The organism is Methylobacterium variabile (genome assembly GCF_001043975.1).
Lineage (GTDB): Bacteria > Pseudomonadota > Alphaproteobacteria > Rhizobiales > Beijerinckiaceae > Methylobacterium > Methylobacterium variabile.
The window spans coordinates 1-10,629 of record NZ_LABY01000169.1; the positions used below are offsets into that span (position 1 = coordinate 1).

At 71.6% G+C, this 10,629-nt stretch carries 10 protein-coding genes; 6 read left to right on the forward strand and 4 right to left on the reverse strand.

The genetic code is table 11. The features are described 5' to 3' along the window. Nucleotides 1-218: transposase (locus VQ02_RS22860; protein WP_048446530.1), on the forward strand; the 218-nt coding region annotated here is incomplete at its 5' end. Between the two features lie 85 nt (nucleotides 219-303). Here the strand turns inward: VQ02_RS22860 and VQ02_RS22865 are convergent. The 3 genes from VQ02_RS22865 to flhA all read right to left on the reverse strand — a co-directional run bounded on the left by VQ02_RS22865 (nucleotide 304) and on the right by flhA (nucleotide 4,509). Beyond that, entirely contained in the window at nucleotides 304-834 is a 531-nt protein-coding gene (locus VQ02_RS22865; RefSeq protein ID WP_048446531.1) for a gamma carbonic anhydrase family protein, read from the reverse strand. 77 nt (nucleotides 835-911) lie between these two features. Beyond that, nucleotides 912-2,036, reverse strand: a complete 1,125-nt coding sequence (locus VQ02_RS22870; protein ID WP_048446532.1) for a Gfo/Idh/MocA family protein — start codon at nucleotides 2,034-2,036, stop codon at nucleotides 912-914. Between the two features lie 358 nt (nucleotides 2,037-2,394). Then, a complete protein-coding gene (gene flhA / locus VQ02_RS22875) occupies nucleotides 2,395-4,509 on the reverse strand; it encodes a flagellar biosynthesis protein FlhA (protein ID WP_048446533.1) in 2,115 nt (704 codons plus the stop codon). A gap of 336 nt (nucleotides 4,510-4,845) precedes the next feature. On the opposite strand from flhA, the gene VQ02_RS22880 reads away from it, so the two are divergent. From VQ02_RS22880 to VQ02_RS22895, 4 genes are all read left to right on the forward strand, one after another. Further along, nucleotides 4,846-5,238 (forward strand): PepSY domain-containing protein, encoded by a 393-nt coding sequence (locus VQ02_RS22880; RefSeq protein WP_048446534.1) that lies wholly within the window; start codon nucleotides 4,846-4,848, stop codon nucleotides 5,236-5,238. A gap of 46 nt (nucleotides 5,239-5,284) precedes the next feature. After that, nucleotides 5,285-6,088: a general stress protein gene (locus tag VQ02_RS22885; protein WP_048446535.1), complete on the forward strand. Its 804-nt coding sequence runs from the start codon at nucleotides 5,285-5,287 to the stop codon at nucleotides 6,086-6,088. A gap of 301 nt (nucleotides 6,089-6,389) precedes the next feature. After that, nucleotides 6,390-7,013: a LysE family transporter gene (locus VQ02_RS22890; RefSeq protein ID WP_053080512.1), complete on the forward strand. Its 624-nt coding sequence runs from the start codon at nucleotides 6,390-6,392 to the stop codon at nucleotides 7,011-7,013. Nucleotides 7,014-7,083: 70 nt separating this feature from the next. Next, complete coding sequence (locus VQ02_RS22895) at nucleotides 7,084-8,187, forward strand: NHL repeat-containing protein (RefSeq protein ID WP_157080762.1); 1,104 nt, start codon at nucleotides 7,084-7,086, stop codon at nucleotides 8,185-8,187. Nucleotides 8,188-8,334: 147 nt separating this feature from the next. On the opposite strand, the gene VQ02_RS22900 is transcribed toward VQ02_RS22895, so the two are convergent. Continuing rightward, nucleotides 8,335-9,513, reverse strand: coding sequence for an FUSC family protein (locus tag VQ02_RS22900; RefSeq protein WP_245239825.1), 1,179 nt, complete (start codon nucleotides 9,511-9,513; stop codon nucleotides 8,335-8,337). An 83-nt stretch (nucleotides 9,514-9,596) separates the two neighbouring features. On the opposite strand from VQ02_RS22900, the gene VQ02_RS22905 reads away from it, so the two are divergent. Further along, complete coding sequence (locus tag VQ02_RS22905) at nucleotides 9,597-10,361, forward strand: transporter substrate-binding domain-containing protein (RefSeq protein WP_053080513.1); 765 nt, start codon at nucleotides 9,597-9,599, stop codon at nucleotides 10,359-10,361. Nucleotides 10,362-10,629: the final 268 nt, after the last annotated feature.

The following is a 10,629-nucleotide window of genomic DNA, read 5'->3' on the forward strand; positions in this document are numbered from 1 at the left end:
CCGTGACGCTGGTGCGGTTGCCCGCCTACAGCCCCGAGCTCAACCCGGTCGAACGGATCTGGCTGTACCTGCGCGAGCGCTTCCTCTCTGCACGCGTGTTCCCCGACTACAAGGCGATCCTCGACGCCTGCTGCTCCGCCTGGAACGCACTCACCGCTGAGCCAGAGCGCATCCGCTCCATCGCCAACTTCAAATACATCGCACGCGTCAATGCTTAAGCGAAGTGGTATGATACCGCAGCGCCTTCGAACGGACCCGTTTGGAGGCGCAAGGCAAGCCCGAACGGGCGTCGGCGCGAGGGTATCAGTCGACCCGCCGCAGCCCCTGGGCGAAGCGCTTGGCATTGGCGACGTAGCGGTCGGCCGAGGCGCGCAGGCCGGCCACCGCCGCCTCGTCCAGCACGCGCACCGCCTTGGCGGGGGCCCCGACGATCAGGCTGTTGTCCGGGAATTCCTTGCCCTCGGTGACGAGGGCGTTGGCGCCGACGAGGCAGTTGGCGCCGATGCGGGCGCCGTTGAGGATCGTCGCGCCCATCCCGACCAGCGTGTTGTCGCCGATCGTGCAGCCGTGCACGATGGCGCCGTGCCCGACGGTGATGCCCTCGCCGAGGGTGAGCGGAAAGCCCGCATCGGTGTGCAGCACCGCGCCCTCCTGGATGTTGGTGCGGTCACCGACCGTGATCGGCTCGTTGTCGCCGCGCACCACCGCGCCGAACCACACCCCGACCTCCCGGCCGAGCCGCACCCGCCCGATCACGTGGGCGCTCGGGGCGATCCAGGCGCTGCCGTCATCCGGCAGGATCGGGCTGATGGTGTCGAGGGCGTAGAGCGGCATGGGCGGATCCTCCGGGTCGTTCCGGCTTCCTTTCGCATGCCGGACCGGTCGCGTCAGCCCGCCGCGACGTCACCTCGTCATCCCGCCGCCCACGGCATCGGCGCCACCGCGCCGGCCCGCGAGGTGATGACCTGGTGGCCGGTGCCGTCCCCGGCGCTCTGGATCGCCAGCACCACCTCGGTGAGGTGCAGGGCGAGGTCGGCGTCGAGGCGGCTCGTCCGGCCCTCCGCCCGGGCGGCGAGCATCTCCTGCGGGCCGAGGGCGAAGTTCATCGCGGTCGCGCCCTTTCGCCCGACCTTCGGATGGGTGGCGCCGCCGAGGCGCAGCCGGCGGGCGAGCGGGCTGTCGACCAGACGCCGGCGCAGCACGTGCCGGCGCCGCACCCGGACCGGGGCGTCGTTCGACCAGCACTCGGCCACCTCCAGGATGCCGTCGTCGCCGAAGATCCGCATGGTGTGGTCGTGCGGCGCCACGACCGAGCAGGTGAGCCGGGCCACGACCCCGCTCTCGAGGAAGAGCGAGGCGCAGGCATAGGTCGGGGCCGCCGCCGACCCGTCCGCCAGCACGAGGCCGAGCACCTCGGCCGAGGCCGCCGCGACCCGCGTCACGGAGCCGAACATCGCGATCAGCCAGGTCAGGTAGTAGCCGGCGTGCTGGAGCGCGCAGCCGACCGCCAGCTCGTCCTGCACCGGCCAGGGCGCGCCGGATTCGCTGCGCCAGCGGTCGTGCGGCGCCCGGATCAGGAACCCGTCGTCGATCTCGGCGTAGACGAGCCGCGGCGTGCCGATCAACCGGTCCCGCAGGGCCTTCCACACCGTCTGGGCGCTCTCGCCGAGGATGCTGCAGGGCGCGGAGGCGAGCATCAGCCCCTTCTGCGTCGCGACCGCATGCAGGTGGCGGGCATCGTCGAGCCGGGTGGCGAGAGGCTTCTCCGAGTAGACGGCCAGGCCGGCCTCCAGGCAGGCCAGGCTGATGGCGTAGTGCGAGCCCGGGTTGGTCAAGTTCAGGATCAGGTCCGGCCGCCGGCCGATCAGGTCGTCGAGGCTCTGCGCCGCGGGGACGCGCCAGAACTTCCGGAAGGCGTGCAGCCGGTCGAGATCGATGTCCCAGGCGCCAGCGATCGTGACGTCCGGCAGGGTCGCGAGTGAGCGCATGTAGTAATCGGCCACGAACCCCGTGCCGACGATGCCGATGCTCGCCACCTGACCTGCTCCCTGGTCTCGTGTTGCGCCGCGAAGGCTAGACCAAGGTGCGTCAAGTCGGGCAGGCACAAACGGATGATGAGCGACCCGCACTACTGGGGAGGATTAAGTTGCGGCCTACCGCTTTCGGCGCGGCGCGGCGGGCCCGCCGAGGCAGGCCGGGGCCTTTCGACTCCGCCCTTACCCAACAAACGACGGCGGCGGGAGCAGACGAAGCGGATCCCACTTCGCCCGACATCACGGCTGGACAGACGAGACTGCCGATCGCGCGCGACGGACTTGCGCCGCACAAGTCTGTCCGGACTCGCGCCCGACCCTCATCTTCCGCCAGGCCGCCCGCGACCGGCGGCCGGAACGCTCAGACCGAGCCCACCGTCTTCAGCCGCGCCCGCGGATGGATCTCCGCCTGGCTCATCACCGGGGTCTCGCGCCGGAAGCGCTCGATGATCGAGCGCACGTAGGGCCGGGCCTGGACCGAGGTGACGAGGACCGGCATCTCGCCCATCCGCGCCGCCTCCTCGAACCGGTCCCGCACCGTGGTGACGAAGTCCGACAGCTTCGAGGGCTGCATCGCCAGGTGGCGCTCGTCGCCCTGGCCGACGATCGCTTCGAGGAAGGCGCTCTCCCAGGCCGGCGACAGGGTGACGATCGGCAGGACCCCGCCCGGGCCCTGGTACTGGGCGCAGATCTGGCGGCCGAGGCGGGCGCGGACGTGCTCGACGATGTCGCGCGGGTTCTTGATGTGGCCGGCCACCTCGGCGATGCCCTCGACGATGGTGCCGAGGTCGCGGATCGAGACCCGCTCGGCCAGGAGGTACTGCAGCACCCGCTGGACGCCGGTGGTGGCGATCTGGCTCGGCACCACCTCCTTGAGGAGCTCGCCGTGCTCCTTCGGCAGCTCCTTGAGGAGCTTCTGCACCTCGACGTGGTTGAGGAGGTCGGCGACGTGGGCCTTGATCACCTCGGTCAGGTGGGTCGAGACCACGGTGGCGGCATCGACCACGGTGTAGCCCTTGAGCTGGGCCTCGTCGCGCAGGGACGCGTCGACCCAGGTCGCCGGCAGCCCGAAGGTCGGCTCCAGCATGTGCTGGCCGGGCAGCTGCACTTGGCCGCCCATCGGGTCCATCGCCATGAACTGGCCCGGGAAGACCTGCCCCGAGCCGGCCTCGATCTCCTTGACCCGCACCACGTAGGTGTTGGCATCGAGCTGGACGTTGTCGAGGATGCGCACCGAGGGCATCACGAAGCCGAGCTCGGCGGCGAGCTGCCGGCGCAGCGCCCGGATCTGGTCGGTGAGGCGGTCCTGGCCCGCGGGCCCGTTGACGAGGGCCAGCAGCGCGTAGCCCATCTCGAGCTTCAGGTCGTCGAGCTTCAGGAGGTCGCCGGCGGTCTCCTCCTTGACCGGCGCGGTGCCGTCCGCGGCCGGCGCGCCGGCGGCGTCGGCCTCGGCGGGCTTCGGCAGCAGGGCGATGCGGCGGGCGAGGTAGGCGGCGCCGAGCCCGAGGATCAGGAACGGCAGCATCGGGATGCCGGGCAGGAACCCGATCAGCAGCATCACCCCGGCCGACATGCCGAGGGCCTTGGGGTAGTTGGCGATCTGGCGCCCGAGCGCCCGGCCGGCCGCCCCGCGCACGCCGGCCTTGGAGACGAGGAGGCCCGCCGCGGTCGAGACGATCAGCGCCGGGACCTGGCTGACGAGGCCATCGCCGACGGTGAGCAGGGTGTAGCTCTTGGCCGCGTCGGCAAAGCCCATCCCCTGCTGGGCGACGCCGATGATGATGCCGCCCACCACGTTGATGAAGGTGATGAGGAGGGCGGCGATCGCGTCGCCGCGCACGAATTTCGAGGCGCCGTCCATGGCGCCGAAGAACGAGGACTCGTCCTCGAGGGCCTGGCGGCGGGTCCGGGCCGTCTTCTCGTCGATGAGGCCGGCCGAGAGGTCGGCGTCGATCGCCATCTGCTTGCCCGGCATGGCGTCGAGGGAGAAGCGGGCCGCGACCTCGGCGATGCGGCCCGAGCCCTTGGTGATGACGACGAAGTTCACGATGATCAGGATCGCGAACACGATGATCCCGATCAGGAAGTTGCCGCCCATCACGAAGTGGCCGAAGGCCTCGATGACGTGGCCTGCAGCCGCCGTGCCCTCGTGGCCGTGGCCGAGGATCAGCCGCGTCGAGGCGAGGTTCAGCGCCAACCGCAGCATCGTGGCGATCAGGAGCACCGTCGGAAAGACCGTGAACTCGAGCGGGTTCTCGATGAACAGGCCGGTCATCAGGATCAGGACCGACAGGATGATCGAGACCGCGAGCAGGAGGTCGAGGAGCAAAGCCGGCAGCGGGAAGATCAGCACCACCAGGATGCCGAGCACCGAGACGGCCAGGACCAGGTCGCTGCGCCGCGTGAGCGCCACCAGGTCCGCCCGCGACGGCAGCGCGAAGATGCGGCCTGCGCCGAGTGCCCCCGTCTCGCTCATTCCGGATCCCTAACCATGCACCCGGCAATTCCTGCCGGGTGCATGGTTAGGGATCCGTTAACGGCAGCGCCGGGGTGGAACCCAACCGTCCCGGCCGGTGGTTCCGGTCGCGCACGATGAGAGATCGATCTGTTTCGCCGGGAAACAATCTTCGTGTTCTTTTTTGTGCGTCGCAGCATGGATTAAAAACAAAGATGTCGGCCTCAATGGTCAAGCTCAGTATGAAATGCTGACGAATTCGAGAGCCGCCTCAAGCTCAACGTTCCTCCTGCGGAACCAAGCCGCCCGGTGATGATTGAGATGGCATCGATCAGTCAGACAAGGTTCGAGGAGACCATGCGCAAGACCCTCATCACGCTCGCGGCTCTGAGCGCTCTCGGGACCGGGATGGCGCAGGCCCAGACCACGGTGACGGGCGATCCGGCCCGCGACGCCAAGCCCAGCACCCAGTCGCAGGGCCAGGAGGCGGTGACCCGGCCCAACACCGACATGATGGACAAGAACAACCCGGGCACCACCGGCACCGTCGCCACCAACGCCAAGCTCGAGCCCGGCGCCAACAGCTTCACCGAGGCCCAGGCCCGCAGCCGCCTCGAGCAGGCGGGCTTCAAGGACATCAAGGAGCTCAAGAAGGACGATCAGGGCATCTGGCGCGGCCAGGCGATGCAGGCCGGCAACACGGTGACGGTCGGCCTCGACTTCAAGGGCAACGTCGCCACCATGCGGTAACGCCGCCCCTCATCGCACCTCGTCTCGAACCCGAAGGATGACGCCCATGGCGACCCGTACCATCACGGCCCTGTTCGACAGCTACGACGACGCCTCCGCGGCAGTGCGCAAGGTAGAGGCGGCGGGCGTTCCCCACGCCGACATCAGCATCGTGGCCAACAACCAGGACGAGCGCTATTCCAGCCACGTCGGCACCGGACGTGACGGCACCACGAGCGAGACGGCGCACGACGCCTCGAACGGCGCCGGCGCCGGCGCCTCGCTCGGCACCGTCCTCGGCGGCGGCGCCGGCCTGCTCACCGGTCTCGGCCTGCTCGCCATCCCGGGCGTCGGCCCGGTCGTTGCCGCGGGCTGGCTCGTCGCGACCCTGACCGGCGCCGGCGTCGGCGCGGCGGCCGGCGGCCTGATCGGCTCCCTCACCGGGGCCGGCCTGAGCGAGGAGCACGCCCATTCCTACGCCGAGGGCGTGCGCCGCGGCGGCACCCTGGTGACCGTGCGGGCCGACGACGCCCATGCCGACCGGGTCTACAGCATCCTCAAGGAGCACGGCTCGGTCGACATGGACCAGCGCGCCCGCGGCTGGCGCGAGGAGGGCTGGAGCGGCCGTCACGACGAGACCGCCCCGTCGATGACCAACCCGGCGGCCGTGGCCGGCGGATCGTCGGCGGTGGGCGCTGCCGGCAGCACCACCACCGGCCTCAACACCGGCGGCATGCCCTTCGCGGCCAGCGCTCCGCCCACGACCCAGTCGGTCGATGCCGGCCTGCCCGGCACCACCCGCGAGCGCCACGTCGGTATCGAGGACGAGCTGCCCCCGGCCCGTCAGCCGCTCGGCACCGAGCGCCGCTGATCGGCACGGCCACGTCTCCGGCGTGAGGACAGGCGGCGGCAGGGGCGACCCTGCCGCCGCTTCCTTTGCGCACGCACCGCCCGCGGCGCGGGACTGGGGCAAACGGACAGTCACAGCACCGGACTGTCCCAAGACTTGACGGATAGCCGCACCGGGCTCGATCGACTGTCGGAACGCGGATCTCGACCCGGCGAGACTGTGCGCGGGCGCACCCCGCCTCATTCAATCGAACGACGCGTGTCGCGTCGCTTTGGCATCTTTATGGCTCCAACGGCGCCGGGGCGCCGGGGAGAGATGCCCGATGTCCGACGCCGATGCGTGGCCCGCCCTGCTGGGACCGCTCCTCACCGCCTACGCTCCGGTCCTGGCCGCGCCGGGGCCGAACCTGCTGGTGGTGCTGCGGGCCAGCGTCGCGGCGCCGGGGCGGGGCACGCTCCTGGCCGCTCTCGGGGTCGCCTGCGGCGCGGGCCTCGCCGCGGCGCTCGCCGGGCTCGGCGCCTCCCTGGTGCCGGCCGGTCCGCTCGTCACCGGCCTCGGCACCGTCCTGTTCGCGGCTCTGATGCTGCGGGCGGCCCTGCGGCTGGCGAGCGGCCGTGCCGGCCTCGCCGACGACCCGGCCCGGCTCGCGCCGGGGCGCGACGCCGGCTCCTTCGCCCTCGGTCTCGGGGCCGCCCTGACCAACCCGGTGAGCCTCGCCTTCTTCGGCGGCTTCTTCCTCGCCCATCCGGGCCGGGCGGCGGTCCCGGTGGTGGGCGCGGTCGTGTTCTGCATGGCGGCGACGTGGTTCGGCCTGGTCGGGCTCGTCCTCGCGCGCCCCGCCTGCCGGGCGCGCCTCGCCGGAGGTGGGCGCGGCGTCCGCTACGCCCTCGCGGCCGGCCTCGCCGGCTGCGCCGCCCTCGCGGTCTGGCGCGCCCTCATCGGTTGAGAGACGGCGCTGGCGCGAAGCGACGCACCTCCCCTACAGTGCGGGCAACGAACATCGGGAGGAAGACATGATGCGCTGGATCGCCGTCCTCGTCGCGCTCGCCTGCGCGGCACCGGCCCTGGCGGAGGATGCGCTCAGGTTCCGGGTCGACCCGGCCTGGCCGAAGCCGCTGCCGAACAACTGGATCATGGGCCAGGCCGCGGGCGTCGCGGTCGACGGCGAGGACCGCATCTGGGTGGTCCAGCGGCCCCGCACCCTCACGGACGACGAGAAGGCCGCGAGCCTCAACCCGCCGCGCACCCGCTGCTGCGTCCCGGCCCCGCCGGTGCTCGTGTTCGATCAGGAGGGCAACCTCCTCAAGGCCTGGGGCGGGCCGGGCCAGGGCTACGACTGGCCCCAGAACGAGCACGGCATCCACGTCGACCACAAGGGCTTCGTCTGGCTCGCCGGCAACGGCGAGCAGGACGGGCAGATCCTGAAGTTCACCCAGGACGGCCGCTTCGTGATGCAGATCGGCAAGTCCGGGCCGCAGACCGACAGCCGGGACACCACGCGCCTGGGCCGGCCGGCCCAGGTGCAGGTCGATCCGGCGACGAACGAGGTCTACGTCGCGGACGGCTACTACAACCACCGTATCATCGTGTTCGACGCCGAGACCGGCGCCTTCAAGCGGATGTGGGGCGCCTACGGCGAGCCGCCGACCGACGTGGCGCTGGGAACCTACGACCCGGCCGCAGCGCCGGCGCGGCAGTTCCGCAACCCTGTCCACTGCGTGCAGGTGGCCCGCGACGGGCTGGTCTACGTCTGCGACCGCACCAACAACCGGGTCCAGGTGTTTCGCAGCGACGGCGCCTTCGTGAAGGAATTCTCCGTCGAGCCGCAGACCCGGGCCAACGGCTCGGTCTGGGAGCTGGCGCTGTGGCCGGACGAGGCGCAGACCTTCCTGATGAACGCCGACGGCGCCAACAACGAGGTCCGCACCCTGCGGCGGGAGGACGGCGCGACCGTCGGTCGCTTCGGCCGCAACGGCCGCATGGCCGGCGACTTCCACTGGGTGCACAACCTCGCGGTCGATTCCCGCGGCAACGTCTTCACCACCGAGGTCGACACCGGCAAGCGTGCCCAGAAGTTCCTGTTCCAGGGCGACATGGTGCTGCGCAAGCGCACGCCCTAAAGGGGGTTCGGGCCTTCGCGCTGTGCCATCGACAGTCGGTGGCACAGCGTCCGGCGCATCAGCGTCCGGCGCATCAGCGCCCGGCGCCTGCGGCGCAGACCCGTGCGGGCTTAAGCCAGCGCCTCCGGGTTCGAAGGCGCTGCGGGATCAGACGGCGTTGCCCTGCGCCTCGGGCCCGGCGAAATCCGCCGCCCGCTCGGCGAGGTCGTCGAGGTTGCGCCGGAACTGCTCCAGGCTGAAGGCGATCCAGAAGATGCGGCCGACGCCGTCGGTGGACAAGGTCCGGGTCACCTGGCGCCGGCGCATCTCGTCGATGGCGCCGCGGTAGCCGGCGATTGCGCCCGCGAGGGCCGCGTCGTCGCCCGCCGGCCGGCGACCGGCCGCGAGGTCGTCGGCCAGGGCCCGCAGCCGCGCGGCGGCGGCCGTGGCCGCCTTCGCCCAGGCCTCGGCGAGGTGGACCCGCAGCACGTCCTCCTCGGCCTCGGACATCGCCCGGCGCATCAGCACGACGTCGTGGCGCAGGCGCATCAGGGTACGCAGGAGCGGGTCCGGGTCGGGGGCGGCCGAGAGCCGGCTGCGGCGCTCGCGGGCGGCCTCGCCCGAAAGGGTCTCGAGGCGCGACAGCGCCTTGCGCACGGCGAGCGGCAGGGCCTTGGCCTCCGGGGTCTCTGTCGCGTCGAGGCGGGCGAGGGCCTCGAGCTGCCCGGCGAGGAGCCGGGCGAGGCCCGCGGCCTGGACGGTCACCGCCCGGGCGGCCCGGGCGGGCGCCACGAGGAGCGAGACCGCCAGACCGACGACGCAGCCGAGGCCGATCTCCAGGATCCGGTCGACCGCGAAGGCGAGGGGCCCGAGGCTCGAGCCGGAGGTGGAGAGCAGGACGATGATCGCGGTGATCGGCGCGATGCGGAACCCGGCCGAGAACGCCGCCGCGACCGTGAGCGGCGCCACCGCCACGAGGAGCGCCGCGAAGGTCGCGGCGGCGCCGTGATGCGGCATCGCGAAGGCGACCGCGCCGCCGTAGCAGGCGCCCAGCACCGAGCCGAGGAAGCGGTCGAGGGCGGCCTTGAGGGAGCCGCCGACGCTGCTCTGCGTGACGATGAGCGCGGTGATCACCGCCCAGTATTCCTGCGGCAGGCCGAGGGCTTCGGCCAGCGCGAAGGTCGCGAGGCTCGCCGCCGTCATGCGCACGGCCTGGGTCAGGCGCGGTCGGTGGCGGCTGAGGAGGCGCGACGCCCGCCGCGCGGTGTCCGGAAGAGGGGCCATGCCCGCGAAGGAGCCGGTGCCGGCGGCCGAGTCAATCGCCGCGCAGTGCCGGCGCGCGGTCAAGCCGTCATCCGGGCTTTACCGGACCCATGCGATATCCGTACGACAGATGGGTTGACGAGAACGCAGAGGTCAGGGCGGTGACGATGCGCAAGTTCGCGAGCGTGGTGGGGGTTCTGGTCGCGATGGCGGCCGTGCCGGCGGCGGCGCGGCCGCTGGCCGCGATCAAGCAGGACGGCACGCTGCGGGTCGGCCTGACCGGCGACTATGCACCCTACTCGCTGCGCATGCCCGACGGCAGCATCAAGGGCGCCGACGTGACGATGGCGGGCGAGCTCGCCAAGGCCCTCGGCGTCAAGGTCGAGATCGTGCCGACGACCTGGAAGACCCTGAAGGAGGACCTGCTCTCCGACCGCTACGACGTCGCGATGGGGGGCGTCACCGTCACGCCCGACCGGGCCGCGGCGGGAGAGTTCTCGGTGCCCGTGCTGACCGACGGGAAGCGCCCGATCGTGCGCTGCGGCGACAAGAACCGCTTCGTCTCGATCAAGGACATCGACAAGCCGGAGGTGCGCGTCGTGGTCAATCCCGGCGGCACCAACCAGCGCTTCGCCGACGCCAACTTCCCCCACGCCTCGGTGCGGGTCTTCCCCGACAACCGCGCGATCTTCAAGGAAGTGGCCGAGGGTCGAGCCGACGTGATGGTCACCGACGGGACCGAGGTCGACTACCAGTCCCGGCTCAGCGCCGGCGTGCTCTGCCCGGCGGCGGTGCCGGATGTGTTCAACAAGAACGACAAGGCCTTCTGGATGACCCGCGACCCGGCCCTGAAGGCGGCGGTCGACGGATGGCTCGCCAAGACCCTGAAGAGCGGTGCCTACTCGGCCGCCCTTGCCAAGGCGGCCGAGTAGAAAGAGGCGCGCGCCCGGGCCTCGGAGGGCCGGGCGCGCGGGACACCGGAGGCCTCGCGACGTCCCGCGCCGGATCCCGGTCTCATGCCGCTCTCGCTGCATGAGACCGGAACGCGGCGTCGGGCCGTTGCGGGATCACAGGAACCCGATGGAGATCCAGGGCACGAGGATGACGACGACGAGACCGGCGAGCAGGGCCAGCATGTAGCCGATGATCGGCCGGATGCCCTCGTCCGGGTGGATCCGGCTGATCGCGCAGGCTGCGTAG

Excerpts from the sequence above, each read along its gene's own strand:
- VQ02_RS22865 (WP_048446531.1), bottom strand. The coding sequence starts at position 834 with ATGCCGCTCTACGCCCTCGACACCATCAGCCCGATCCTGCCGGATGAC.
- flhA (WP_048446533.1), bottom strand. The coding sequence starts at position 4,509 with ATGAGCGAGACGGGGGCACTCGGCGCAGGCCGCATCTTCGCGCTGCCG.
- VQ02_RS22880 (WP_048446534.1), top strand. The coding sequence starts at position 4,846 with ATGCGCAAGACCCTCATCACGCTCGCGGCTCTGAGCGCTCTCGGGACC.
- VQ02_RS22885 (WP_048446535.1), top strand. The coding sequence starts at position 5,285 with ATGGCGACCCGTACCATCACGGCCCTGTTCGACAGCTACGACGACGCC.
- VQ02_RS22890 (WP_053080512.1), top strand. The coding sequence starts at position 6,390 with ATGTCCGACGCCGATGCGTGGCCCGCCCTGCTGGGACCGCTCCTCACC.
- VQ02_RS22895 (WP_157080762.1), top strand. The coding sequence starts at position 7,084 with ATGCGCTGGATCGCCGTCCTCGTCGCGCTCGCCTGCGCGGCACCGGCC.
- VQ02_RS22905 (WP_053080513.1), top strand. The coding sequence starts at position 9,597 with ATGCGCAAGTTCGCGAGCGTGGTGGGGGTTCTGGTCGCGATGGCGGCC.